The sequence below is a fragment of the Streptomyces sp. NPDC090127 genome (assembly GCF_044746945.1).
Classification (GTDB): domain Bacteria; phylum Actinomycetota; class Actinomycetes; order Streptomycetales; family Streptomycetaceae; genus Streptomyces.
This window is the reverse complement of sequence record NZ_JBIVDE010000002.1, coordinates 353,203-379,006: the sequence shown is the minus strand read 5'-3', so window position 1 is coordinate 379,006 and position 25,804 is coordinate 353,203. Positions and strand designations below refer to the sequence as shown.

Here is a 25,804-nt window from a genome sequence, read left to right as displayed (position 1 = left end):
AGGCTCGGGCCTCTGTGTCTCGTGGTCACCGCGCCGCCTTCCTCGCGAGCTGATCCGCGGCCGGGGTGAGCCCGCCGCCCTTGTAGGTCACGCGCCACAGCGCGGAGTCGGTGTGCGAGGTGAAGAAGCCCCGCCCGTAGTCGAGGACGTACAGCGAACCGTCCGGGGCGAACTTCCAGTCCATCAGGTTGCGGATGCCGCCCTGCCCGACCGGGATGATCTTCTTCAGGGACTCTGCGTGCACCGGCAGACCGCCCTTGCCGACGGTCCTGGGGTCGGTCAGCACGGCGTGCCGCGGCTGGTCCCCGTCGTAGAAGTCGCCGACGAACCACTTCCCGTCCCAGTACGAAGGCCACTTGACCGTCGAGTCGCTCGCCGCGTCGTAACGGTAGAGCGGACCGTTCATGGTCGCCTGCCCGCCGCCCTTCAGCCACGGAAGAAGCAGCTTCTGCTCCTCCTGCTGGTAGCTCGGGACGCCGTTCGCGTCCCTCGGGTAGTCGACGCCGCCGCCCTGGGGCGAGTACCAGATCGTGTTCGCCGTCACCGGCGGCAGGTTCACGAGACCGTCGTTGTTCGGCGACTCGTTCTTCGGCGCGTCGCAGTCGTACCAGCCGAGCGGCACGTTCGGGTCGGGCAGATTGCGGTCCCGGTAGGGCTGCTTGTTGCCCATGCAGTACGGCCAGCCGTGGTTCCCCGCCGTGGTGATCGCGGCGAACGTGTCGTACTTGGCGGGGCCCCAGGTCGTCGACGGCGCGCCCGCGTCGGGGCCGACCCAGCCCGCGTAGAGGATGTCGGTCTTCTGGTCGACGGAGATGCGCGCGGGGTTGCGTACGCCCATCACGTAGATCTCGCCGCGGGTCTTGCCGCCGCCCTCGTCGGCCTCCTCGCCGGTGAAGAGGTTGCCGTCGGGAAGGGTGTAGGTGCCGTCGTCCTCGGGGTGGATCCGCAGGATCTTGCCGTTGAGGTTGTTGGTGTTGCCCGCCGTGCGGCGCGCGTCCGCGAAGGAGACGCCCTTGAAGTTCGGCGCGGGGTTGTTGCCCGAATAACCCCCGCTGGAGCCGGAGGAGTTGGTGTCTCCGGTGGCGATGTAGAGGTTGCCCCGGGAGTCCCAGGCCATCCCGCCGCCCGCGTGGCAGCAGCTGTGGATCTGCACCGGCCAGCTCAGCAGCACCTTCTCGCTGGCCAGGTCGAGCCTGTTCGTCGCGAGGTCGAGCGTGAAGCGGGAGACCCTGCGCTCGCCCATGTGCGCGTCGCGGTCGATCCGGGAGTGCGGCGTGTAGTGCAGATAGACCCAGCCGTTGGTCATGAAGTCGGGGTCGAGCTCGATGCCGAGCAACCCCTCCTCGTTCTTGACCAGTTCGTCCCCGCCGCCCTTGTTGCCGAAGACGGTGAGCACGCCGGCCCTGGTGACCTGCCCGGTCTTCGGGTCGTAGACGTGGATCTCGCCCTCGCCCTTGCCGATGTCCGGGTTGTTCCAGTCGGTGACCACGGGCACGCTCGCGTCGGCGCCGCCGCGGCCGATGTACAGGACGCGTCCGTCGGGTGCGGCGACCAGGCCGTGCGGCTCGCCGATCTGGTCGTTGCGGCCGGGCTGGTTGGGCTTGGTGACGCGCTCGGCCGTGTAGTTGGCGTCGATCGTCGCCTTGCAGTCCGCCTGCGAGATACGGGCGGTCCACGCGATCGCGCCGCGCAGGTGGTCGCGGAAGTCCGCCTCCGCGTAGCTGTCGACGGTGCCGCCCATCGCGGTGTAGAAGGACCGGCCGCCGTCGTAGTCACGGCACCAGGACACCGGGTGGTCCCAGCCGTTCGGCTTGGCCGCGGGCTGGTACGAGGCCTCCCGGACCCGTGCCACGGTGTGCACGGTGCCGGACGGGTTGCGGTCCCAGTTGAACCACCTGTCGGGCCGCTTCCACTCCAGCGGCAGGGACGCGGTGGCCGGGTGCTGCCGGTCGCCGACCTCCACCACGGCACGCTGCGTGCTGCTCGCGGCGCCGGTGGGCCGGGCCCCGACCAGGCCGGTGAACCAGGAGGAGTACGGCTCGGTGCGCGCGGCCTCGTGGACGCCGACGAACCCGCCGCCCGCCTCCATGAAGGCCTCGAGCCCCGCCTCCTGCGCCGGGTCGAGCACATCGCCGCCGCCGGTCAGGAAGACCACCGCGTTGAACCGACCGAGCCGCCTCTCGTCGGTGAAGACGGCCGGGTCGTCGGTGGCCTCGGTACGGAACCGCCCGGCGGTCGGCCCGGTCAGCCCGATGTTCTCGACGGCCGCGATGCCCGCGTCGACCGTCGGCGACTCGGCCGTCGACGATCCGTGGAAGACGAGCACCCGGACGTTCGCGCCGCCGGGCGGCGACGGGAGAGACAACGTTGTCGAAGGCATGCTCGACGGCGGCGGATCCGGATACGGCCGAGCGGCGGCGGGCTCGCCGGCGAGCAGGGAGGCGGTCAGCACGCTCGCCCCAAGTGCCGCCACGGCGAGGCCTGTTCTTGATCTTGACCGGCGATGTGGTGTTCGGTTCATGGGTCACCCATCCCTCTGAGGTCACAACAACAGCCGTTGAAGCTAGACCTCTTTGCACGGTTCGCCAAGAGCTATGACCGCAACCGGACCGACTTTGTCCTGGATGTGGATAAACGACGGTCACCCCGCTACGGTGTGGGCCGTCCCAGGGGCTCCGCACCCGTCAATCTCCACCGAAGACCGGAGAGTTCGACATGGACCGACGCAGTTTCAACCGTCGCCTGCTCGCGGGCGGGGCGGTCGCCGCGACCGGCGTGACATCGTTGTCTCTCGCCTCCTCCTCCAGCGCCGCACCCGGCGCGGCGGCCGCCACGCCCAGAACTGCCCCGGCAGGCGGACAGATACGCCATCTCAAGCTGTACGCAGAGAAGTTGGCCGACGGACGCATGGCGTACGGCCTGGAGAAGGGCAAGGCCACCGTGCCGGGCCCGCTCATCGAGCTCAACGAGGGCGACACGCTCCACATCGAGTTCGAGAACCTGATGGACGTCCCCGTGAGCCTCCACGCGCACGGCGTGGACTACGACATCGACAACGACGGTACCCGGATGAGCGGCAGCCACGTCGAACCCGGCGCGACCCGCACGTACACCTGGCGGACGCACGCCCCCGGCCGCCGCCCGGACGGCACCTGGCGCCCCGGCAGCGCCGGGTACTGGCACTACCACGACCACGTCGTGGGCACGGACCACGGCACCGGGGGCATCCGCAAGGGGCTGTACGGCGGCCTGGTGGTGCGCCGCAAGGGCGACATCCTGCCGGACAAGCAGTTCACGATCGTCTTCAACGACATGACGATCAACAACCGGCCGGCGGCGGACCCGCCCAACTTCCGGGCGACGGTGGGCGACCGGGTGGAGGTCGTCATGATCACGCACGGCGAGTACTACCACACGTTCCACATGCACGGTCACCGCTGGGCGGACAACCGCACGGGGCTGCTCGCGGGCCCGGAGGACGTGAGCCGGGTCATCGACAACAAGATCACCGGTCCCGCGGACTCGTTCGGCTTCCAGATCATCGCGGGCGAGCACGTGGGGGCCGGTGCGTGGATGTACCACTGCCATGTCCAGAGCCACTCGGACATGGGCATGGCCGGCCTCTTCCTGGTGGCCAAGCCGGACGGCACGGTCCCGGGCCACGGGGACCACGGCGACCACGGGGCCGCGGCGGCGTCGACGGAGCAGGCCCCGGGCGGCGCCCACCACCACTGAGGCGGGTGGCGACGACGGCGCGGTCGCGCACGGGCGCGCCGCGTCGCTCCCGGCCGGTCGCGGGCCGGGGTCACCGCCAGGTGGTCGGACGCGTGGCTCGAACGAGTGAGGCGTGAGAGGTGTCTCCGGTGTCTCCGGCCAGGTGTGGCGGACGATCGCCGGGGCGGCGGATCGACCCGGCCGCCCGGTGGCGGCTTTCACGGTCCGGAGGGGCCTCATGCGCATTCTGCTCATCGCAGGCAGCGACAACAGTCTCACCCAACGGGTCCGGGTGGAGCTGCAGGACCGGGGGCACACCGTCTCCGTGGAGGTGACGCCCGACGGGGACGCGGTGCGGGACGCCGTCGCGCTCCACGCGCCCGAACTGGTCGTCGCGCCCATGCTGAAGGCGGTCGTGCCCCGGGACGTGTGGTCACGTCACCTCTGCCTGATCGTTCACCCGGGACCGGTGGGAGACCGTGGGCCGTCGTCCCTGGACTGGGCGATCCACGAGGGCGTCACCGAGTGGGGGGTGACCGTCCTTCAGGCCGACGAGGAGATGGACGCCGGTGACGTCTGGGCCACCGCGACCTTCCCCGTCCCGGCCGTGGGCAAGAGCGACCTGTACCGAAACGAGCTGGCCGACGCCGCCCTGTCCGCCGTCCACCTCGCCGTCGACCGGGTCGCCGCCGGGGCGACACCGACCCCGCAGACGGGCCCGGTCCGGGTCCGGCCCGTCTTCCGCCAGGAGCGGCGCCGGATCGACTGGGACGAGGACGACACGGCGACGGTCCTGCGCGCCCTGCGGGCCGCCGACTCGCAGCCCGGCGTCCGGGACGAGCTGCTCGGCGCGGAGTGGTTCCTGCACGGCGGCCACGCGGAGGACGGCCTGCGCGGCCGGCCGGGCGAACTGCTGGCCACCCGGGCCGGCGCCGTCTGCCGCGCCACGGTGGACGGCGCCGTCTGGATCCCCGAGCTGCGCGCGCGGACCACCCCGGGAGAGGCGCGTGCCTGCAAGCTGCCGGCCACCCTCGCCCTCGCGGGGCGGCTGCCGGAGCTCCCCGAACTCCCCCCGCCGCCCCGCGAGGGCGAGGGTGGGCGGACCTGGTCCGACATCCGCTACCGGGAGCACGGCCCGGTCGGGGTGCTGTCCTTCGCCTTCCCCGGCGGAGCGATGAGCACCGACCACTGCCGCCGGCTGCGGCAGGCCTACGAGACCGCCCGCACGCGCCCCACCTCCGTCCTGGTGCTCGGCGGACAGCGCGACTTCTTCTCCAACGGCATCCACCTGCACGTCATCGAGGCCGCGGCCGACCCGGCCGCCGAGTCCTGGGCCAACATCAACGCCATGAACGACCTGGTCGAGTCGGTCCTCACCACGACCGACCGGCTCGTCGTCAGCGCGGTCGGCGGCAACGCCGCCGCCGGCGGGGTGATGCTGGCGCTGGCCGCCGACGAGGTCTGGTGCCGTTCCGGCGCCGTCCTCAACCCCCACTACCGGCGCATGGGCCTGTACGGGTCGGAGTACTGGACCCACACCCTGCCCCGCAAGGTGGGCCCGGCCATGGCCGAGCGCCTCGTCGAGCAGGCCCGGCCGGTCTCCGCGGCGGCCGCCCAGAGCATGGGGCTCGTCGACCGGGTCGTCGACTGCGGACCGGGGGAGTTCTCGGCCGAAATCACCCGGTTGGCCGCACGGCTGGCGTCACACCCCGGCGTGGCCTCCCGGGTGGCGGCGAAGAAGGCGGAGCACGAGCGCCGGGAGTCCACGACCCCCCTCGCCGCCCACCGCGAGCAGGAGCTCTCGCGCATGTGGGGGATCTTCACGGACCCCACCGCGCCGTACCACGCGCTGCGTCGGGCCTTCGTCCGTAAGACCGCTCCCCCCACCGGTTCCCCGGACGCCCCGGGTGCGCGGGCGGCCGGTCCGACCGACCGTTGACACGTACGGAGGCCCGACGACGGCCTCTGCCCCACCCTCCCCAGGAGGCGACGCATGAACGCAACCCAGCAGGCCCCGGTCGAAGATCAGGGCGCCGCCCCCGGCAGCGACGAGAAACCGATCCACATCCTCTGGATCAACGCGGGTCTGAGCTGCGACGGAGACTCGGTGGCCCTGACCGCCGCCATGCAGCCCAGCATCGAGGAGATCGCCCTCGCCGGGCTGCCGGGACTGCCCAAGATCGCGGTGCACTGGCCGCTGATCGACTTCGAGTGCGGCCCGGTGGGCGGCGCCGACACGTTCATCGAGTGGTTCTTCAAGGGGGAGCGGGGCGAGATCGACCCGTTCGTGCTGGTGGTCGAGGGGTCGATCCCGAACGAGGACATCAAGCAGGAGGGGTACTGGTGCGGCTTCGGCGACAACCCGGAGACCGGCCAGCCCATCACCACCAGCGAGTGGATCGACCGGCTGGCGCCCAAGGCGCTCGCCGTGGTCGCGATCGGCACCTGTGCCACGTACGGCGGCATCCACGCCATGGCCGGCAACCCGACCGGCGCGATGGGCGTGCCGGACTACCTCGGGTGGGACTGGAAGTCCTCCGCGGGGATCCCCATCGTCTGCGTGCCCGGCTGCCCCATCCAGCCGGACAACTTCGCGGAGACCCTCACGTACCTCCTCTACCAGGCCGTGGGCTCCGCGCCGATGATCCCGCTGGACGACAAGCTCCGTCCCACGTGGCTCTTCGGGGCGACCGTGCACGAGGGCTGCGACCGCGCGGGCTACTACGAGCAGGGCCAGTTCGCCGAGACGTACGACTCGCCCAAGTGCCTGGTGAAGCTGGGCTGCTGGGGGCCGGTCGTCAAGTGCAACGTCCCCAAGCGGGGCTGGATGAACGGCATCGGCGGCTGCCCGAACGTCGGCGGCATCTGCATCGCCTGCACGATGCCCGGCTTCCCGGACAAGTTCATGCCGTTCATGGACGAACCTCCCGGCGGCAAGGTCTCCAGCGCCGCCAGCGGCGTGTACGGCTCCGTCATCCGCCGACTGCGGACCATCACGGCCAGGACCGTGGACAAGGAGCCGAAGTGGCGGCACACCGGCGATCGCATCACCACCGGCTACCGGCCGCCGTGGTGACGAGGCGCCCCACGCGGCCCCCACGGGATCCCTCGCGCGATCCCGCCCCCACCCCCACCCACTGTTCGTGAAGTCGAAGAACTGACGAAGGGCACCGTACAGACAATGGCACCTCCGACGAAGACGACGGGTGACGGCAGCGGCCTGGTCGAGATGGCCTGGGACCCGATCACCCGGATCGTGGGCAGCCTCGGCATCCACACCAAGATCGATTTCAAGCAGAAGCGGGTAGCCGAGTGCTACAGCACGTCCTCCGTCTTCCGCGGCTACAGCGTCTTCATGCGCGGCAAGGACCCGCGTGACGCGCACTTCATCACCAGCCGCATCTGCGGCATCTGCGGCGACAACCACGCCACCTGTTCGGTGTACGCGCAGAACATGGCGTACGGCGTGAAGCCCCCGCACCTGGGCGAGTGGATCATCAACCTCGGCGAGTCCGCCGAGTACATGTTCGACCACAACATCTTCCAGGAGAACCTGGTCGGGGTCGACTACTGCGAGAAGATGGTCCGCGAGACCAACCCGGGGGTCCTGGAACTCGCCGAGCGCACCGAGGCCCCGCACGCGGGGGACCACGGCTACCGCACGATCGCCGACATCATGCGGTCCCTCAACCCCCTCGAGGGCGAGTTCTACCGTGAGGCGCTGCAAGTCAGCCGCTACACGCGGGAGATGTTCTGCCTGATGGAGGGGCGCCACGTGCACCCCTCCACGCTCTACCCCGGCGGCGTCGGCACCATCGCCTCGGTCCAGCTCTTCACGGACTACATGAGCCGGCTCATGCGCTACGTGGAGTTCATGAAGCGCGTCGTCCCGCTCCACGACGACCTCTTCGACTTCTTCTACGAGGCACTGCCCGGCTACGAGGAGGTCGGCCGACGCCGCGTCCTGCTCGGCTGCTGGGGAGCGCTCAACGACCCGGAGCACTGCGACTTCACGTACGCCAACATGACCGACTGGGGCCGGCGGATGTTCGTCACCCCCGGTGTCGTCGTCGACGGCAAGCTCGTGACCAACGACCTCACCGAGATCAACCTCGGCATCCGGATCCTGCTCGGCAGCTCGTACTACGAGGACTGGCAGGGCCAGGAGCAGTTCGTCACCCACGACCCGCTCGGCAACCCGGTCGACCCGCGCCACCCGTGGAACCAGCACACCATCCCCGCCCCGCAGAAGCGGAACTTCGACGACAAGTACAGCTGGGTGATGTCCCCCCGGTGGTTCGACGGCAAGGACCACCTGGCGCTCGACACCGGCGGCGGCCCCATCGCCCGCCTGTGGTCCACCGCGCTCTCCGGACTCGTCGACATCGGCTACGTCAAGGCCACCGGGCACAGCGTCGTCATCAACCTGCCCCGGACCATGACCAAGCCGGAGACCACCTTCGAGTGGAAGATCCCGCAGTGGAGCAACGCCCTGGAGCGCAACCGCGCCCGGACCTACTTCCAGGCGTACGCGGCGGCCGTGGCCCTGCACTGCGCGGAGAAGGGCCTGGAGGAGGTCCGCGCCGGACGCACCCAGACCTGGGAGAAGTTCGAGGTGCCGGACGAGTCCATCGGCGTGGGCTTCACCGAGGCCGTCCGGGGCGTCCTCTCCCACCACATGGTCATCCGGGACGGCAAGATCGCCAACTACCACCCGTACCCGCCGACCCCGTGGAACGCCTCCACCCGGGACACCTTCGGCACCCCCGGCCCCTACGAGGACGCGGTGCAGAACACCCCGATCTTCGAGGAGAACACGCCCGAGAACTTCAAGGGCATCGACATCATGCGCGCCGTGCGCAGCTTCGACCCCTGCCTGCCGTGCGGTGTGCACATGTACACCGGCAACGGCCGGACGGTGAAGCAGATGCACGTGCCCACCGGCCTGAGCGGGCTCGGCGGATGAGCGCCGTCAACGCCGAGACGGCGGGCCGCCGCGTCGAGGAGGTGCTCGACCGGCTCGCCGAGAAGGGCGACGCCGACGCCAGCGCCGCGGCCGAGGACGTCGTCCGCGTCCTCATGGAGTTCTACGGCAGTGGCCTCGGCCGCGTCGTCGACCTCCTCGGCCGCCCCGGCGCCCGCCCGCCCGCCGATCCGTGGGCGGCGCTGCTCGGCGACGACCTCGTCGCGAGCCTGCTCAACCTGCACGGACTCCACCCCGAAGAGCTGGAAGCCCGCGTCGAACGCGCCCTGTCCGCCCTGCCGCACCCCGTCGAGCAGGCCGGGTTCGACCCGGCCGACGGGGTGCTGCGGCTGCGGGTCACCGGCTCGTCCGGCTGCGGCTGCCCCAGCACGCAGGAGTCCGTACGGCAGGCGGCGGCCGACGCCCTCGCCTGCCACGCCCCCGAAGTGACCCGCGTCGAGCTGGAACCGGCCGGCGCACGCGAGCCGGCGCTGCTCCAGATCGGGTCCGGCCCGCCGAGCACCGGCGCCGCACGTCTCACCCCGGCCGATGCCTCGTGACCGGGGTCCCGACCCGCGTCGCCGGGCACGCGCCGGGGCCCCCGGGCTTCGGCCACGCGCCGGGGCCCACGGGTACAGGTCACGCGCCGGGGCACACGGGTCCCGGTCATGCGCCGGGGCCCACCGGGCTGCGCCGGTTCACCGCCCCGCGGCCGCCCCAGGAGGAACGGTGCGAGCTGTGCGGGCAGCAGCTCGCCGGTGAGCGCCACCGCCACCTCGCCGACACCGACCGCCGGACCCTGGCCTGCGCCTGCGGCCCGTGCGCCCAGCTCATGGACCGCGGCGGCGGGCCGGGAGGCCGCTTCCGCGCGGTGCCCGCGCGGTTCCTGAGCGACGCCGACCACCGCGTCGACGACCGGGTGTGGGAGTCGCTGCGGATCCCCGTCTCGGTCGCGTACCTCTTCCGCAACTCCGCCCTAGACCGAACGGTGGCGCTCTACCCGAGCCCCGCCGGAGCCACCGAGAGCGAGCTGGAGGAACCCGCGTGGACGTGCGTCCTCGACGCCACCCGGCTCGCCACCCTGCTCGAACCCGACGTGGAGGCCCTGCTGCTGCGCCGGCACGAGGGCCGTCCCGAGTGCTACCTGGTGCCGATCGACCTCTGCTACGAACTGGTGGGCCGTATGCGACTGCACTGGCAGGGCTTCGACGGGGGCGCGGAGGCGCGGGCCGACCTCGACGCCCTCTTCGCCCACGTGCGCGAGCAGGCACGTGAGGCACCGGGGAGCCGACCGTGACCGAGTTCTCGTTCGCCTGCACCGACGTCCGCGCCGACGGTTACGCGGCGGGCCCGACGCTCGTCTTCCGGCTGCGGATCACCGCCACCCCGGGCACCCGTGTGCACGCCCTGGCACTGCGCTGCCAGATGCGTGTCGAACCCGCCCGGCGCGGCTACGACGACACCGAGGCGGAGGCGCTGGGCGACCTGTTCGGGGAACGCTCCCGGTGGGGCAGCAGCCTCAACCCGGTGCAGTTCGCCCAGGTCTCCACCATGGTCCCCGGCTTCACCGGCGAGATCGAGACCGACCTCGTCGTGCCCTGCACCTACGACACCGACATCGCGGCGTCCCGTTACCTCCGCTCGCTCTCCGGCGGCGAGGTACCGCTCCTCCTGCTGTTCTCCGGCACCGCCTTCACGGGCGCCGGCGGCTTCCACGTCGAGCCCGTGCCCTGGGACAAGGAGGTCGTGCACCGGATGCCCGTGAAGGTCTGGCACGAGATGATCGACCAGCACTTCCCGGGCTGCGGGTGGATCAGGCTCCCCGCCGACGCGATGGACGCCCTGCTCGCCTACCGGTCCCGCCGGGCCCTCCCCTCCTGGCAGGCCACCGTCGAGACCCTGCTCGCCGAGGCGGGGGAGAGGACACGATGACCACCGCAGTCTTCACCTCCGGCACCGAGGCGAGACTCGCCGTCGCCCGGCAGGTCGCCGACGCCGTCCTCTTCGAGGGGTACGTGCTCTACCCGTACCGCGCGTCGGCGGCCAAGAACAGGTTCCGCTGGCAGTTCGGCGTCCTCGTGCCGCCGTCCTGGGCGAGCGACGCCGCCGGAGAACACCACGACCAGCGCACCGTGTGCCTGATGGAGCCGAGGCCCGGCGCCGAACTCGCCGTCGAGCTGCGCTTCCTGCACGTCCAGCGGCGGACCGTCGAGGAACGGACCCCGGACGGCACCTTCGTACCGGTCGGCGAACTGCGCCTGGAGGACCGGGTCCTGACGACGTGGGACGAAGGTGTCGAGGAGAAGGTCGCCCTCGTCCTCCCCGTCGAGGCCCTGGACGCGGACGGCACGGCACTGCCCTTCTCCCGCCCCGCCACCGAAGAGGTGGAACAGATCACCGGAACCGACGGGCAGGTCCTCGGCCGGCTGGTCCGGCGCCGGGAGGAGATCAGCGGCGTCCTCCGGATCTCCACGACCGCGCTCGAGGGGCCGTACCGGGTCGAACGCCTGACCGTCCAGGTGGAGAACACCAGCGACTGGGCCGCCCGTCCGGGAGGCGACCGGAACGCCGCGCTGCCGTACGCCCTCGTCGCGACGCACACCCTGCTCCACCTCGACGCCGGATCGTTCCTGTCCATGACCGACCCGCCCGAGTGGGCGCGCGGCGCCGTCGCCGGCTGCGAGAACCTGCGCACCTGGCCCGTGCTGGCCGGTGAACCCGGCCGCGCCGACCTGGTGCTCTCCTCGCCGATCATCCTCGACGACCACCCGGCGATCGCCCCCGAGAGCCCGGGCGCCCTCTACGACGCCACCGAGATCGACGAGATCCTCGCCCTGCGCACCGCGGCCCTCACCGACGAGGAGAAGCGCGAGGCAAGGGGGACCGACGCCCGCGCCGCGGCCGTGATCGACCTGGCCGACACCATGCCGCCGGAGGTGCTGGAGCGCCTGCACGGAGCCGTACGGAGCCTGCGGGAGGTCACCGGCCCCAAGGAGCCCTCGACCACCGACCTGCTCGCACCGGACACCCCCTGGTGGGACCCGGCCGGCGACACGTCCGTCGACCCCGCCCGGGACCACGTCCTCGTCGACGGGCACCCGGTCCGCGCCGGCAGCCGGGTCCTCCTGCGCCCGCGGCTGCGCCGTACCGACGCGCAGGACCTGTTCCTCGACGGCCGCAGCGCCCTCGTCGAGGCCGTCCTGCACGACGTCGACGGCGGCGTGCACATCGCCGTCACCGTCGAGGACGACCCGGGCGCCGACATCCGCCGCGAACAGGGGCGGTTCCTCTACTTCCAGCCCGACGAGGTCGACGTCCTGGAGGACAGATGAACGCTCCCGCACCCGGCACCGCCCGGACCCTGGTGGCCGGGGTCGGCAACATCTTCCTCGGGGACGACGGCTTCGGCGTCGAGACCGTACGCAGGCTCACGCCGGACCGGCTGCCGCCGCACGTCGACGTCGCCGACGTCGGCATCCGCGGGGTCCACCTCGCCTACCAACTGCTCGACGGCTGGGACACCCTCGTCCTCGTCGACGTCACCGCGCGCGGGGGCGAACCCGGAACGTTGTACGTCATCGACGCCTCGGAGCCCGCCGAGCGGGCCGCCACCACGGGGACCCCGCCGCTCGACGGCCACCGGATGACGCCCGACGCCGTCCTCGCCCTGCTCGACACCCTGTGCGCGGGCACGGGCGCCACGCCGCCGCGCCGGATCCTGCTCGTCGGCTGCGAACCGGCCTGCCTCGACGAGGGCATCGGACTCAGCCCGCAGGTCGCCGCAGCGGTCCCCGAGGCCGTCCGCACGGTGACCGAACTGGTCCGCCAGGAAGCCGTCGTATGAGACCCGGCGCCACCGTGGCCCGCCGCCCGTAGCCCGCCGTCCCCAGCCCGTCGTCCGAAACCCGACCCGGAGCGCCTCACCCCGACACGGAGAACACCATGAAGAAGAGCTCCCTCGGCGCCGTCGCCGCCGTCACCGCCGCCGCCCTGACCGCCGTGGCCCTCGTCAGGGGCCTCCTCCCGGACGTCCGGCGCTACCTCCGCATCAGCCGCATGTGACCCGACGCCGCCCCGGCTGCACCGAACGGACGACACCACCGTGCCGTCACGGCGCGCCGGGCGGCGACCCACCGCCCGCCCGTCCTGTAATGGCGGCCGAGACACCCGCCGGCCAGGACGGAGAGCGATGCACGAGATGTCCGTCGCGATGGCCGTCGTCGACCAGGTCGAGACGGCCGCGCGGTCCCGAGGGGCCACCGGCGTCACCAGCATCCGACTGGACGTGGGCGAACTGGCGGGAGTCGTCGCCGACGCGCTCGCCTTCTGCTTCGAACTCGCCTGCGCGGGGACCGTCGTCGAGGGCGCCGAGCTCATCACCCGGACCGTCCAGGGCACCGCCCGCTGCGAGCCCTGCGCCGAGGTCTGGAACGTCGGCATGCCGCCCCGGCTGCTCTGCCCCGGTTGCGGCGGGGCCGCCGTCGAACTCGTCGCCGGGCGCGAACTGCGGATCCGCGAGGTCCGCTGGACCGACCTCGCCGACAGCGGCTCGACCGACCCCGTCGAGAGCGGCTCGACCGACCCCGTCGAGAACCGCGCACCACGCCGTGAACCCCGTACCGAGGAGAGCCGAGCATGTGCCGAGTAGTCGACCTCCAGCGCGCGGTCCTCGCAAGGAACGACGCCGCCGCGGGCATCCTGCGTACCGAACTCACCGCCCGTGGCACCACGGTCGTCAACCTGCTCTCCAGCCCCGGCAGCGGAAAGACGGCTCTGCTGGAGCGCGAGCTGCGCCTGTCCACCGAACGGGGCGTCAGCACCGCCGCGCTCACCGCCGACCTCGCCACCGAGAACGACGCCGAACGCCTCGCCCGGGCGGGCGTCCCGGTCAAGCAGGTGCACACCGACGGGCTGTGCCACCTGGAGGCCGACATGGTCGCCCGGCACCTGCACGACTGGCTGCCCGAGGAGACCCGGCTGCTCTTCGTGGAGAACGTGGGCAACCTCGTCTGCCCCGCCGGCTACGACCTCGGCGAAACGCTCCGGGTCGTCCTCGCCTCGGTCACCGAGGGCGAGGACAAGCCCCTGAAGTACCCGACCGCCTTCGGCCTCGCCCAGCTGGTGGTCGTCACCAAGACCGACATGGCCGAGGCGGCGCAGTTCGACGAGGGCGCCTTCCGCCGTAACGTGCAGCAGGTCAACCCCGGAGTCGAGATCGTCCTCACCTCGGTGCGCGACGGCCGGGGTGCCGGTGTGCTGCTCGACCGTGCCCTGGCCGCGACCGAGGGCGACCCGGTCCACACCCCGGTGATGGCCCGGGCCGGCGCGTGACCGCGGAGCCGTCCGCCGCCGCCCTCACCACCGTCCCCACACGCAGCCGCGTGCTGGTCACGGGTGTGGTGCAGGGCGTGGGCTTCCGCCCCCACGTCTACGCCCTCGCGACCGCGCTACGCCTGTCCGGCCACGTCACCAACACGGCGGACGGCGTCGTGGCCGAGGTCGAGGGCGCCCCCGACGACGTGGCGGCCTTCTGCGCCCGCATCGCCTCCGAGGCACCGCCCCTGGCCCGGGTGGAATCCGTCGAGGCGACCGAGGTGGCCGCGAGCGGAGGCGGCGGCTTCACCATCGTGCCCTCCCGCCGGGGCGGCGCCGTGCACACGCTCGTGCCGCCGGACACGGCCACCTGCGACGCCTGCCTCGCCGAACTCGCCGACCCCGCCGACCGGCGCCACCTGCACCCCTTCATCACCTGCACGCACTGCGGCCCGCGCTTCACCATCGTCACCGGCGTCCCCTACGACCGCGACCACACGACGATGGCCGGCTTCCCGATGTGCCCCGACTGCGCCCGGGAGTACCAGGACCCGGCCGATCGGCGCTTCCACGCCCAGCCCGTCGCCTGCCCGTCCTGCGGCCCCCGCCTGCGCCTGGTCACCGCCCCGGGCGCGCCGCCCCCGCCCACTGATCCCGGCGCCCGCCAGCACGCCGACCCGGTCACCGCCGCCCGCCGGCTGCTCGCGGCCGGCGGGATCCTCGCCGTCAAGGGGCTGGGCGGCTACCACCTGGCCTGCGACGCCACCAACCCCACGGCCGTCGCCGAACTGCGCCGCCGCAAGGCGCGCGGGGACAAGCCGTTCGCGTTGATGGCCGCCGACCTCGACGACATCGAACCCCTGGCCCACCTCGGGCCCCTGGAGCGGGAACTCCTCGGCGGCCGCGTCCGCCCCGTCGTCCTCCTCCGGCGCCGCGCGGACCCCCGCCCACGCCCCGGAGCAGCCCCGGCTCCCGAGGTGGCCCCCGGCAGTCCGGACCTCGGCGTCATGCTGCCCTACACCCCGGTGCACCACCTGCTCCTCGGCCTCGGCGCCCCGGACCCGTACACCCCCAGGCTGCTGGTCATGACCAGCGGCAACCTCTCGGGCGAACCCATCGTCACCGACGACGCGGACGCGCTCACCCGGCTCGCCGGCCTGGCGGACGCCTGGCTGCTGCACGACCGCCCCATCCACGTGCCCTGCGACGACTCCGTCGTACGCGTCTGTGACGGCGAACCCCTCGTCCTGCGCCGCTCCCGTGGCTACGCCCCCCTGCCGGTCACCCTGCCCGTCGAGGTCGTGCCCGCCCTCGCCGTCGGCGGGGACCTGAAGAACGCCTTCTGCCTCGGCCGGGGCGACAAGGCGTGGCTGTCCGCCCACATCGGCGACATGGACGACCTCGCGACACAGCTGGCCCTCGCCTCGGCCGAGCGGCAGCTCGAATCCGTCACGGGGGTACGGCCCGGCCTGCTGGCGACGGACCGTCACCCCTCCTACCGGTCCACCCGCTGGGCGGCCCGGCACGCGGCGGGACGCCCGGTCGTCGCCGTGCAGCACCACCACGCGCACGTCGCCGCCGCCATGGCCGAGAACGGCCTCGACGGCACCCACCCCGTCCTGGGCGTCGCCTTCGACGGCACCGGCTACGGGCTCGACGGCGCCGTATGGGGCGGCGAGTTCCTCCTCGCGGACTACGCCGGATTCTCGCGGTTCGCGCACCTGTCCTACGTACCGCTGCCCGGTGGTGACACCGCCGTACGACGCCCCTACCGCATGGCGCTGGCCCATCTGCACGCCGCCGGACTCGACGCCGACCCCGACCTGCCGTGCGTGCGGGCCTGTCCGGCCGACGAACTTCCGGTGCTGCGCCGGCAGTTGGCGAGCGGCCTCAACTGCGTGCCCACGTCCAGCATGGGCCGCCTCTTCGACGCCGTCGCCTCCCTCACGGGCATCTGCCACCACGCCGGATACGAGGCCCAGGCGGCGATCGAGCTGGAGGCCGCGGCACTGCGCGCCCCGGCCGTGCGGGACGACAGGCGCTACACCTTCCGCCTGGTGACGCCGCCGGCCGGCCCCGGTCCCACCGGTCCGCTCACCGCCGACCCCGCCCCGCTGCTGGCCGCCGTCGCCGACGACGTGCGCCTCGGCACCGCGGCGGCCGTCGTCGCCGACCGGTTCCACCGGGCCGTCGCGGACCTCGTGCACACGGTCTGCGCCGCCGCGCGCCGCGAACTCGGGGTGGAGACCGTCGCGCTGACCGGGGGAGTGTTCGCCAACACGGTGCTCTCCTCGGCCTGCGCCGGCGCCCTGGGCCGGGACGGCTTCACCGTCCTCCGCCACCGCCTGGTCCCGCCCAACGACGGAGGGCTGGCGCTCGGCCAGCTCGTCGTGGCCGCCCGCGCCACCGCCGAGGCGGCTGCCGACGGCGGACCACGACAGCGACAGTGAGGAGACGCACATGTGCTTGGCGGTACCCGGAAGGGTGCTCGACGTCGAGGACCGGGACGGCACACGGATGGCCACGGTCGACTTCGGCGGAGTGGTCAAGGAGGTCTGCCTGGAGTACCTGCCGGACCTGAAGGTCGGCGAGTACGCCATCGTCCACGTCGGCTTCGCCCTGCAACGTCTGGACGAGGAGTCGGCCAGGAGGACGCTGGAGCTCTTCGAGACCCTCGGCATGCTCCAGGAGGAGTTCGGCGACCCATGGGAGGCCGCCGAGATGGCCGGAAGCGAACGGCCGGCGCCCGAGGGCGTCGCCGGAGAGGTGCAGTCGTGAAGTACATCGACGAGTTCCAGGACCCCGAGCTGGCCCGCCGGCTGCTCGCGGAGATCCACGCCACCGTGACCCGGCCCTGGGCGCTGATGGAGGTCTGCGGTGGGCAGACCCACAGCATCATCCGGCACGGCATCGATCAACTCCTGCCGAAGGAGGTGGAGTTGATCCACGGGCCCGGCTGTCCCGTGTGCGTGACGCCACTGGAGGTCATCGACAAGGCCCTGGAGATCGCCTCCCGCCCCGGCGTGATCTTCTGCTCGTTCGGGGACATGCTGAGGGTGCCCGGCACCGGCCGCGACCTGTTCCAGGTGCGCGGACAGGGCGGCGACGTCCGGGTCGTCTACTCGCCGCTCGACGCGCTGCGGATCGCCGAGCAGAACCCGGACCGCGAGGTGGTGTTCTTCGGCATCGGCTTCGAGACCACGGCGCCGCCCAACGCGATGACGGTCCACCAGGCGCGCAAGCTCGGCATCCGGAACTTCAGCCTGCTCGTCTCCCACGTCCGCGTGCCCCCCGCGATCGAGGCGATCATGCAGTCCCCTGACTGCCGCGTCCAGGGCTTCCTCGCCGCGGGCCACGTGTGCAGCGTGATGGGCACCGAGGAGTACCCCGCACTCGCCGCCCGCCATCGGGTGCCGATCGTGGTGACCGGCTTCGAGCCCCTGGACATCCTCGAAGGCGTACGACGGACCGTGCTCCAGCTGGAACGCGGGGAGCACACCGTCGAGAACGCCTATCCGCGCGCCGTGCTCGACGAGGGCAACGCGGCCGCCCGGGCGATGCTGGACGACGTCTTCGAGGTCACCGACCGTGCGTGGCGCGGCATCGGCATCATCCCGGACAGCGGCTGGCGGCTGTCGGAACGCTACCGGGACTACGACGCGGAGATCCGCTTCTCCGTCGAGGGCATCGACACCCGCGAACCCGCCGAATGCCGCAGCGGTGAGGTGCTGCAGGGCCTGCTCAAGCCGCACGAGTGCGAGGCCTTCGGCACGATCTGCACGCCCCGCTCGCCGCTGGGCGCCACGATGGTCTCCAGCGAGGGCGCCTGCGCGGCGTACTACCTCTACCGCCGGCTCGACCTCGGCACGACGGCCGCCCCGTCCGCCGCCGCCTCGGCTCTGGAGGGCAGTTCCGTTGTCTGACACCACCCTCGGCGTCGGCGGCGCCACCGCCGCGGAACAGACCCCGGACATGCTCGCCTGGACCTGCCCCGCGCCGCTGCGCGACGAGTCCCGGATCGTGATGGGCCACGGCGGGGGCGGCGCGCTCTCCGCCGAACTGGTCGAGCGGGTCTTCGCGCCCGCCTTCGGCGGTCCGGCGCTCTCCGCCACGACGGACGCGGCCGCGCTGGAACTCGGCGGCGCCCGACTCGCCTTCTCCACCGACTCGTTCGTGGTGCGTCCGCTGTTCTTCCCCGGCGGCAGCATCGGCGATCTGGCCGTCAACGGAACCGTGAACGACCTCGCGATGAGCGGCGCCCGGGCCGCGTACCTCTCCTGCGGGTTCATTCTGGAGGAGGGCGTGGAGACCGACGTCGTCGTCCGGGTGGCGAACGCCCTCGGCGCGGCGGCCCGGACGGCCGGCGTCGAGGTGGTCACCGGGGACACCAAGGTCGTGGAGGCCGGCCACGGGGACGGCGTCTACATCAACACCTCGGGGATCGGCCTGATCCCGCACGGCGTGGACCTGCGCCCGCAGCGGGTGGTCCCCGGCGACGTCGTGATCGTCAGCGGCCCCATCGGCCTCCACGGCGTGGCGATCATGAGCGTGCGCGAGGGCCTGGAGTTCGGCGTCGAGATCGAGAGCGACTGTGCGGCGCTCGGCGGCCTCGTCGAGGCGATGCTCGCGGTGACCCCGGACCTGCACGTGCTGCGCGACCCCACCCGCGGGGGCCTGGCGGCCTCGCTCAACGAGATCGCCACCGCGTCCGGCACGGGCGTCGTCCTCCAGGAGCGGGCGGTCCCCGTGCCCGCCCCGGTGGCGAGCGCCTGCGCGATGCTGGGGCTCGACCCGATGTACGTGGCGAACGAGGGCAAACTGGTCGCCTTCGTCCCCCGCGAGCACGCCGACGCCGTGCTGGCCGCGATGCGCGCGCACCCGCTCGGCGCCGGCGCGACGATCATCGGGGAGACGGTCGAGGCGCATCCGGGCATGGTCGTCGCCCGTACCGGCCTCGGCGGCACGCGGGTGGTGGACATGCCGCTCGGGGAGCAGCTGCCGCGCATCTGCTGAGCGCGTCCGAGCCGCGGCGTACGAAGGCTCAGGCGCCGCGGCTGCGGCCGCGGCTGGTGTCGAGGGTCCAGGTGTGGGTGCAGTTCGGGCACTGCAGATGGACCCGGGGCCCCTGGTTGGCGATCAGGTAGCGCCAGTGCTCCGCACAGTTGCGGCGCTGCTCGCAGCTCCCGCAGCCGCGGGCGTCGTCGCATCCGGGACAGGCGACCCAGGCCCGGCGGGCCCGGTCGGCCTGGGGATCAATGGGCAGGCGCACGGCCGGGCCCCTCACCGGGCAGCACGCCCGCGTCGACCAGCATCGCGTGGACGCGCTGCTGCTCGGCGTCCAGCCCCGAGTACAGCAGCGCGTGCGCCGCCTCCTCCTCACGCAGGACCGCCACCGGATCCCAGGCGGGACCGAGCGCCGCCACCACCTCGGCTCGCCGCCGGGCCTCCTCGGCGGTGAGGTCGATGGTGAAGCTGAGGTGGTCGGGATCGGGGCCCTGGTTCATGGGGGTGCCTTCGGGGAAATCGAACAGTTTCAGCCACGTCTACCAGAGCGGCCGAGGGGCGCGGAAGGGTCGCGAGCTGTGACGCTCTTCATGCAAGGGGGAGAGCGTGGCCGAAAAACCTCCCTCCGAAGAGCTGACGACGGTGGCGCCGACCGGCGGCCCGGCGGTGGCTCCTCCCCCGACGATCCCGTCGGCCGTCGGTGTGCGAAGGTAGCCCCGTGATCACGCCTGACAAGACCGAACACCGCCTCCTCTTCGGCTGCATGGGCCTCGGCGGCGACTGGGACGCGAGCGCCCACACGGCCGCCGACATCGACGCCGCGGAAGCGGCTGTCGAGGCGGCCCTCGACAGCGGCATCACCGCCTTCGACCATGCCGACATCTACCGGCGGGGTAAGTCCGAGGCGGTCTTCGGTGAGGTGCTCGCCCGCTCGGCCGGACTGCGCGAGCGGATCACCCTGCAGTCCAAGTGCGGCATCCGCCTTGCCGAGGGGGACCGTCCCGGCACCTACGACCTGCGGGGCTCCACCATCGTCCGCAGGGTCGAGGAGAGTCTGGAGCGACTGCGCACCGACGCACTCGACGTCCTCCTCCTGCACCGCCCCGATCCGCTGGCGGACCCCGCCGACATCGCCGACGCCCTGACCTCGCTCCACCGGCAGGGGCTCGTCGGCCGTTTCGGCGTCTCGAACATGAACGCCGCGCAGATCGCCCGGCTCCAGGCCCACCTGGACCTGCCGCTCGTCGCCGACCAACTGGAGATGAGCCTGCACAGCCGTGCCTGGCTGGAGGACGCCGTCCTCGTCAACACCCCCGAGTCCGCCGCCAACGGGTTCCCGGCCGGGACCGTCGAGCACTGTCTGACCCACGGCATCGAGCTCCAGGCGTGGGGTGCGCTCGCCCAGGGACGCTTCACCGGAGCGCAGTCGACGCCGCGGGAGACGGCCACGGCCGCGCTCGTGGCGTCGCTCGCCGAGGCGAAGGGGACCACGCCGGAGACGATCGTGCTCTGGTGGCTCAGGCGGCATCCGGCCCGCGTCGTCCCCGTCATCGGCACGTCGAACCCGGCGCGCGTCCGCGCCTGCCGGGACGCCGCGTCCCGCGAGCCCGACCTGAGTCACGACGAGTGGTACGCGTTGTGGGTGTCCGCCCGAGGTGTCGCTCTTCCCTGACCGCGATCGACTTCCGCGCGGAGGGCAGGGGCGTGCACCACGGAAGAGCGGAGAATGGGGCGACCCCGCACCTGGCGGGGTCGCCCCATTCTCCGCTCTGACGAGACCGGTGCGTCAGTGCTTGAAGGTGTCCTTGGCCTTCTCCTTGGCCTGACGGGCATCGCCCTTGGCCTGATCGGCCCGGCCCTCCGCCTCCAGGCGCTCGTCACCGGTCGTGCGCCCGGTCGCTTCCTTGAGCTTGCCCTTGGCCTGCTCGCCCTTGGCCTTCATCTTCTCTTCACCGGACACGGTCGATCACTTCCCGTTCGCTCGACATGTCTGACATCGAGGCGCCTGACCGCGATCCGCGACGGTAAACCCCAGAAAACCTCAGAAGGAAAGATCGACGGCCAAAACCCGTTTCAATTCCCCGAATTCGCCGTGAAAAACTCGCACATTCGAAGGGATGGAGGTCGAGTCGCCGGGTAAGCGATGCCCTGGAGGTTGATAAGAATGGTTCCCCTTCTGTTGGTTCTACTGCTCGCACTGATCCTTTTCGGCGCCGGATTCGCGGTGAAGGCGCTGTGGTGGATCGCGGTGATCGTGCTCGTCGTGTGGCTCCTGGGCTTCGTCGCCCGGCCGAAGGGCGGCACAGGCCGCTGGTACCGCTGGTAGCGCGCCCACCCGTACATACGGCACGCACGGGAGCCGGCCCGCCCCCCAGGGGGTGGGCCGGCTCCCGTGCGCCCCGATCCGGTACGCAGCGATCAGGCCGTCGACACCGCGTCGTCCTCGGGTTCGCGCGCCCCGGAGCCGCCGGCCGCTCGGCGTGCACCTCCGGTTACCCCCGGTGTCCGGTTGTAGGTGAGGCCGGCTCGGAGGAGTGTCCGCATCACGCCGGAGAGGTCTGTTCATGCGCCACCGTCTCCCGGGAGTCGATCACGGGAGGGTAGTCTCGTCTTCATTGCCGTACGGCAACGGTCCCGGACCGGCGTCGTACGGGGGGCGGTGTCCTAGGGAGGACACGGCGCCGGGCGCCGGGCCCCTGGGCGAGTGTCGGTGAAGCCAGCGAGGATGGATCATGTCCGAGACGACGATCGACAGTTCCTCCACGACACGGCGGCCCGGACCGGCCGCCGTGGGGGAGCCGGAACTGCGGCAGCTGCTGGCGGGCCTCACCGCGGTGCGGGACGGGGACTTCGGCACGCGGCTGCCGGACGACGCGAACGGGCTGATGGGCGAGATCTCCGCCGTCTTCAACGGCATGGTCGACCAGCTCTCCCTCTTCACCTCGGAAGTGACCCGCGTCTCACGCGAGGTCGGCACCGAAGGGACGCTGGGCGGCCAGGCCGTGGTGCCCGGTGTCTCGGGCACCTGGGCGGACCTGACCGACTCCGTCAACGCGATGGCCGGCAACCTCACCAGGCAGGTCCGTGACATCGCCCAGGTCGCCACCGCCGTGGCCAAGGGAGATCTCTCACAGAAGATCGACGTGGACGCGCGCGGCGAGATCCTGGAGCTGAAGAACACCATCAACACGATGGTCGACCAGCTCTCGTCCTTCGCGGACGAGGTCACCAGGATGGCCCGTGAGGTGGGTACGGAGGGCATCCTGGGCGGCCAGGCGGACGTCAAGGGCGTCTCCGGCACCTGGCGCGACCTGACCGACTCCGTCAACTCCATGGCCGGGAACCTCACCGCCCAGGTCCGTTCCATCGCCCAGGTCGCCACCGCGGTCGCCGAGGGAGACCTCTCGCAGAAGGTGAGCGTGGACGCCCGGGGCGAGATCCGGGAGCTGAAGGAGACCATCAACACGATGGTCGACCAGCTGTCGGCCTTCGCCGACGAGGTGACCCGGGTCGCCCGCGAGGTCGGCACCGAGGGGAACCTCGGCGGCCAGGCCACCGTGCGCGGGGCGTCCGGCACCTGGAAGGACCTCACCGACAACGTCAACGTGATGGCGTCCAACCTCACCGGGCAGGTGCGTTCGATCGCCCAGGTCGCCACCGCGGTGGCCCGGGGAGACCTGTCGCGCCGGATCACGGTGGAGGCGAAGGGCGAGGTCGCCGCGCTCGCCGACACCATCAACACCATGGTCGACACGCTGTCGGCCTTCGCCGACGAGGTCACCCGGGTCGCCCGCGAGGTCGGCACCGAGGGCCGCCTCGGCGGCCAGGCGCGGGTGCCGAACGTGGCGGGTACGTGGAAGGACCTCACGGACAACGTCAACTCCATGGCCAACAACCTCACCGGTCAGGTCCGCAACATCGCCCAGGTCACGACCGCCGTCGCCAACGGCGACCTGTCCCGGAAGATCGATGTCGACGCCCGGGGCGAGATCCTGGAGCTGAAGACGACCATCAACACGATGGTCGACCAGCTGTCCTCGTTCGCCGCCGAGGTCACCCGCGTGGCCCGGGAGGTCGGCAGCGAGGGCCGCCTCGGCGGCCAGGCGGAGGTCGAGGGGGTCTCCGGGACCTGGAAGCGGCTCACGGAGAACGTCAACGAACTCGCGGGGAACCTGACCCGGCAGGTCCGCGCCATCGCCGAGGTCGCGAGCGCGGTCGCCGAGGGCGACCTGACCCGCTCGATCACCGTCGACGCGTCCGGCGAGGTCGCCGAACTCAAGGACAACATCAACTCGATGGTCGGCTCGCTGCGGGAGACCACGCGCGCCAACCAGGAGCAGGACTGGCTGAAGTCCAGCCTCGCCCAGATCTCCGCGCTGATGCAGGGCCACCGTGACCTGGCCGTCGTCGCCGAACTCGTCATGGACGAGCTCACGCCCCTCGTGCGCGCCCAGTACGGTGCCTTCTACCTGGCAGAGGAAGGCTCCCACGGCCTCGAACTCGGACTCGTCGGCTCCTACGGTCGCCCCGCGGGCAGCCCCGAGGACCGCAGGTTCCGGCTGGGCGAGTCCCTCGTGGGACAGGCCGCCCGAAGCCGCCGCGTCATCGCCACCGACGACGTGCCCGGCGACTACGTGTCCATCTCCTCCGGCCTCGGCCAGACCACCCGAGGCAGCATGATCGTGCTGCCCATCGTGGTCGAGGACCAGGTCCTCGGCGCGATCGAGCTCCTCTCCTTCGCCCCGTTCACCTCCGTGCACCGGGACTTCCTGGAGCAGCTCATGGAGAACCTGGGCGTCAACGTCAGCACGATCGTCGCCAACGCCCGAACCGACGAACTCCTCGACGAGTCGCAGCGGCTGGCCGACGAACTGCGCGCCCGCTCCGAGGAACTCCAGGTGCAGCAGGACGAACTCCAGCGTTCCAACGCCGAACTGGAGGACAAGGCGGCCCTGCTGGCGACCCAGAACCGCGACATCGAGGCGAAGAACCTGGAGATCGAGCAGGCCAGGCAGGAGCTGGAGGACCGCGCCCAGCAGCTGTCGCTCGCCTCCAAGTACAAGTCCGAGTTCCTGGCCAACATGAGCCACGAGCTGCGCACCCCGCTCAACAGCCTCCTGATCCTGGCCCAGCTGCTCGCGCAGAACCCGACCCGGAACCTCACCGCGAAGCAGGTCGAGTACGCGGGCATCATCCACTCGGCCGGATCCGACCTGCTCCAGCTGATCAACGACATCCTCGACCTGTCGAAGGTCGAGGCCGGAAAGATGGACCTCAACCCGGAGCGCGTCGCGCTGCGTCAGCTCCTCGACTACGTCGAAGCGACGTTCCAGCCGCTCACCTCGCAGAAGAACCTCGCCTTCACCATCTCCACCGCGGCCGGCGTGCCGGTCGACCTCGTCACCGACGACTCCCGGCTCCGGCAGGTCCTGCGCAACCTCCTCTCCAACGCCGTCAAGTTCACCGAACGCGGCAGCGTGGAGCTGCGCATCGAGCCGGCCGCGGACGACGAGCTGCCGGGCACCGTGCACCGCGGCGGCGCCGTGGTCGCCTTCCGGGTCAAGGACACCGGCATCGGCATCGCCTCCCAGCACCTGGAGGCCATCTTCGGCGCCTTCCAGCAGGCGGACGGGACGACCAACCGCAAGTACGGCGGTACGGGCCTCGGCCTGTCCATCAGCCGCGAGATCGCCTACCTCCTCGGCGGCGCGCTGACGGCCGACAGCGAGCCGGGCGCCGGCTCCACCTTCACCCTCTATCTGCCGGTCGCCCGGGCCGACTTCCAGCCGCAGACCGTGCTCGAGACCGGGGCCCCGGTCGTCCAGGGAGAGCAGGGGGAGACCATCGACCGCGCCGGCGCGTCGCGTCCCGCCCTGCCGGCCGTCCCGCAGCCACGACAGCCCCGGCGCCTGCTGGTGATAGAGGAGCGCTCCGGCGGACTGCTCTCGCTGGTGGCGGAGAACGCCGTGGCGGAACTGAGCGAGAGCCGGGACCTGACCGACCGTACGGGCATCGAGGTGATCGCGGCCGTCGGGCCGCAGGAGGCCGCGACCGTCCTCGCCACCCAGCCGTTCCACTGCGTCGTCCTCGAACTCGACATGGCCGACAACGAGGCCCTGAACTTCCTCGACGCCATGGACGGGGACACCGCCCTGCGGACCGTCCCGGTGCTCGCCCACAACAACCGCAGGCTCGCCGTCGAACGCGAACACGCCCTGCAGGCGCGCGCCCGCCAGCGGCCCCTGGAGCTGCTGTCCAGCCTCGACGAACTCCGTGAGCGGATCGCCCTGCACCTGCTCGCCGACCAGCCGGGCGACGTGGTGCCCCTGCTCCGCGGAGAGCAGCGCCAGCCCGCCCCGCACACCGTCGACACCGCCCTGCGCGGCCGTACGGTGCTCGTCGTCGACGACGACGCCCGCAACCTGTACGCCCTCAGCGGCATCCTGGAGCTGCACGGCATCGAGGTCCTGCACGCGGAGAACGGCCGCAAGGGTATCGAGGTGCTCGCCGCGCACCCGGCGATCGACCTGATCCTGATGGACGTGATGATGCCCGAGATGGACGGCTACACCGCCACCGCCGCCATCCGGCAGATGCCCGCCCACGCGGGACTGCCGATCGTCGCGGTGACCGCGAAGGCCATGCCGGGGGACCGGGAGAAGAGCCTGGCCTCAGGAGCCAGCGACTACGTCACCAAGCCCGTCGACGCCGACGACCTGATCGCCTGCATCCGGCGGTGGCTCCGCGACGGGTAGACCGCCGCGGGCGGAGGCGGCAGCCCCGTCCCGCCCGCCTCCCGTACGCGCTCCC

23 protein-coding genes are annotated in these 25,804 nt (G+C 71.9%); 19 read left to right on the top strand and 4 right to left on the bottom strand.

The features are described 5' to 3' along the window. Nucleotides 1–25: 25 nt before the first annotated feature. A complete protein-coding gene (locus ACIPPS_RS07435; protein WP_401428012.1) occupies nucleotides 26–2,521 on the bottom strand; it encodes a ThuA domain-containing protein in 2,496 nt (831 codons plus the stop codon). Between the two features lie 194 nt (nucleotides 2,522–2,715). Here ACIPPS_RS07435 and ACIPPS_RS07430 point away from each other — a divergent pair, with 194 nt between their 5' ends. The 16 genes from ACIPPS_RS07430 to hypE all read left to right on the top strand — a co-directional run bounded on the left by ACIPPS_RS07430 (nucleotide 2,716) and on the right by hypE (nucleotide 19,003). Then, a complete protein-coding gene (locus tag ACIPPS_RS07430) occupies nucleotides 2,716–3,735 on the top strand; it encodes a multicopper oxidase domain-containing protein (protein ID WP_401428010.1) in 1,020 nt (339 codons plus the stop codon). A 217-nt stretch (nucleotides 3,736–3,952) separates the two neighbouring features. Beyond that, nucleotides 3,953–5,653 carry an enoyl-CoA hydratase-related protein gene (locus ACIPPS_RS07425; protein ID WP_401428008.1) on the top strand — a complete coding sequence of 567 codons (1,701 nt, stop codon included), beginning with the start codon at nucleotides 3,953–3,955 and terminating at the stop codon, nucleotides 5,651–5,653. Between the two features lie 54 nt (nucleotides 5,654–5,707). Beyond that, nucleotides 5,708–6,790, top strand: a complete 1,083-nt coding sequence (locus ACIPPS_RS07420; RefSeq protein WP_401428006.1) for a hydrogenase expression protein HypE — start codon at nucleotides 5,708–5,710, stop codon at nucleotides 6,788–6,790. A gap of 105 nt (nucleotides 6,791–6,895) precedes the next feature. After that, a complete protein-coding gene (locus ACIPPS_RS07415) occupies nucleotides 6,896–8,680 on the top strand; it encodes a nickel-dependent hydrogenase large subunit (protein ID WP_401428004.1) in 1,785 nt (594 codons plus the stop codon). Further along, the gene (locus ACIPPS_RS07410; RefSeq protein WP_401428002.1) at nucleotides 8,677–9,237 is read left to right on the top strand and encodes a hypothetical protein; all 561 of its coding nucleotides are present in this window, start codon (nucleotides 8,677–8,679) and stop codon (nucleotides 9,235–9,237) included. The genes ACIPPS_RS07415 and ACIPPS_RS07410 overlap by 4 nt, the downstream gene beginning before the upstream one ends. A gap of 128 nt (nucleotides 9,238–9,365) precedes the next feature. Next, nucleotides 9,366–9,974: a DUF5947 family protein gene (locus ACIPPS_RS07405; RefSeq protein WP_401429511.1), complete on the top strand. Its 609-nt coding sequence runs from the start codon at nucleotides 9,366–9,368 to the stop codon at nucleotides 9,972–9,974. Further along, nucleotides 9,971–10,609, top strand: a complete 639-nt coding sequence (locus ACIPPS_RS07400; RefSeq protein WP_401428000.1) for a DUF6084 family protein — start codon at nucleotides 9,971–9,973, stop codon at nucleotides 10,607–10,609. The genes ACIPPS_RS07405 and ACIPPS_RS07400 overlap by 4 nt, the downstream gene beginning before the upstream one ends. Then, the gene (locus ACIPPS_RS07395) at nucleotides 10,606–12,009 is read left to right on the top strand and encodes a hypothetical protein (RefSeq protein ID WP_401427998.1); all 1,404 of its coding nucleotides are present in this window, start codon (nucleotides 10,606–10,608) and stop codon (nucleotides 12,007–12,009) included. Before ACIPPS_RS07400 ends, ACIPPS_RS07395 begins: the two co-directional genes overlap by 4 nt. Next, on the top strand, nucleotides 12,006–12,521 hold the full coding sequence (locus tag ACIPPS_RS07390) for a hydrogenase maturation protease (protein ID WP_401427996.1): 516 nt from the start codon (nucleotides 12,006–12,008) through the stop codon (nucleotides 12,519–12,521). Before ACIPPS_RS07395 ends, ACIPPS_RS07390 begins: the two co-directional genes overlap by 4 nt. A gap of 98 nt (nucleotides 12,522–12,619) precedes the next feature. After that, nucleotides 12,620–12,739, top strand: coding sequence for a DUF6893 family small protein (locus ACIPPS_RS07385; protein WP_401427994.1), 120 nt, complete (start codon nucleotides 12,620–12,622; stop codon nucleotides 12,737–12,739). Between the two features lie 127 nt (nucleotides 12,740–12,866). Beyond that, nucleotides 12,867–13,325 (top strand): hydrogenase maturation nickel metallochaperone HypA, encoded by a 459-nt coding sequence (gene hypA, locus ACIPPS_RS07380; protein ID WP_401427992.1) that lies wholly within the window; start codon nucleotides 12,867–12,869, stop codon nucleotides 13,323–13,325. Beyond that, a complete protein-coding gene (gene hypB, locus ACIPPS_RS07375; RefSeq protein WP_401427990.1) occupies nucleotides 13,313–14,008 on the top strand; it encodes a hydrogenase nickel incorporation protein HypB in 696 nt (231 codons plus the stop codon). Before hypA ends, hypB begins: the two co-directional genes overlap by 13 nt. Beyond that, the gene (hypF, locus tag ACIPPS_RS07370; RefSeq protein WP_401427988.1) at nucleotides 14,005–16,440 is read left to right on the top strand and encodes a carbamoyltransferase HypF; all 2,436 of its coding nucleotides are present in this window, start codon (nucleotides 14,005–14,007) and stop codon (nucleotides 16,438–16,440) included. The genes hypB and hypF overlap by 4 nt, the downstream gene beginning before the upstream one ends. A gap of 10 nt (nucleotides 16,441–16,450) precedes the next feature. Next, complete coding sequence (locus ACIPPS_RS07365) at nucleotides 16,451–16,768, top strand: HypC/HybG/HupF family hydrogenase formation chaperone (protein WP_401427985.1); 318 nt, start codon at nucleotides 16,451–16,453, stop codon at nucleotides 16,766–16,768. Next, a complete protein-coding gene (gene hypD / locus ACIPPS_RS07360; protein WP_401427983.1) occupies nucleotides 16,765–17,913 on the top strand; it encodes a hydrogenase formation protein HypD in 1,149 nt (382 codons plus the stop codon). The genes ACIPPS_RS07365 and hypD overlap by 4 nt, the downstream gene beginning before the upstream one ends. Before the next feature lie 49 nt (nucleotides 17,914–17,962). Next, the gene (gene hypE / locus ACIPPS_RS07355) at nucleotides 17,963–19,003 is read left to right on the top strand and encodes a hydrogenase expression/formation protein HypE (protein WP_401429508.1); all 1,041 of its coding nucleotides are present in this window, start codon (nucleotides 17,963–17,965) and stop codon (nucleotides 19,001–19,003) included. 28 nt (nucleotides 19,004–19,031) lie between these two features. On the opposite strand, the gene ACIPPS_RS07350 is transcribed toward hypE, so the two are convergent. Both ACIPPS_RS07350 and ACIPPS_RS07345 read right to left on the bottom strand, forming a co-directional pair. Continuing rightward, complete coding sequence (locus ACIPPS_RS07350) at nucleotides 19,032–19,259, bottom strand: hypothetical protein (RefSeq protein WP_401427981.1); 228 nt, start codon at nucleotides 19,257–19,259, stop codon at nucleotides 19,032–19,034. Continuing rightward, entirely contained in the window at nucleotides 19,243–19,494 is a 252-nt protein-coding gene (locus ACIPPS_RS07345; RefSeq protein WP_401427979.1) for a DUF6400 family protein, read from the bottom strand. The genes ACIPPS_RS07350 and ACIPPS_RS07345 overlap by 17 nt, the downstream gene beginning before the upstream one ends. A gap of 218 nt (nucleotides 19,495–19,712) precedes the next feature. Between ACIPPS_RS07345 and ACIPPS_RS07340 the strand changes: the two genes are divergently transcribed. Beyond that, nucleotides 19,713–20,666: an aldo/keto reductase family oxidoreductase gene (locus tag ACIPPS_RS07340; RefSeq protein ID WP_401427977.1), complete on the top strand. Its 954-nt coding sequence runs from the start codon at nucleotides 19,713–19,715 to the stop codon at nucleotides 20,664–20,666. Between the two features lie 114 nt (nucleotides 20,667–20,780). Here ACIPPS_RS07340 and ACIPPS_RS07335 read toward each other — a convergent pair whose 3' ends face one another. Further along, nucleotides 20,781–20,954 (bottom strand): CsbD family protein, encoded by a 174-nt coding sequence (locus ACIPPS_RS07335; protein ID WP_401427975.1) that lies wholly within the window; start codon nucleotides 20,952–20,954, stop codon nucleotides 20,781–20,783. Between the two features lie 204 nt (nucleotides 20,955–21,158). Here ACIPPS_RS07335 and ACIPPS_RS07330 point away from each other — a divergent pair, with 204 nt between their 5' ends. Further along, nucleotides 21,159–21,320: a hydrophobic protein gene (locus tag ACIPPS_RS07330; RefSeq protein ID WP_355114277.1), complete on the top strand. Its 162-nt coding sequence runs from the start codon at nucleotides 21,159–21,161 to the stop codon at nucleotides 21,318–21,320. 406 nt (nucleotides 21,321–21,726) lie between these two features. Next, nucleotides 21,727–25,749, top strand: coding sequence for a HAMP domain-containing protein (locus ACIPPS_RS07325; RefSeq protein WP_401427973.1), 4,023 nt, complete (start codon nucleotides 21,727–21,729; stop codon nucleotides 25,747–25,749). Nucleotides 25,750–25,804 lie beyond the last annotated feature (55 nt).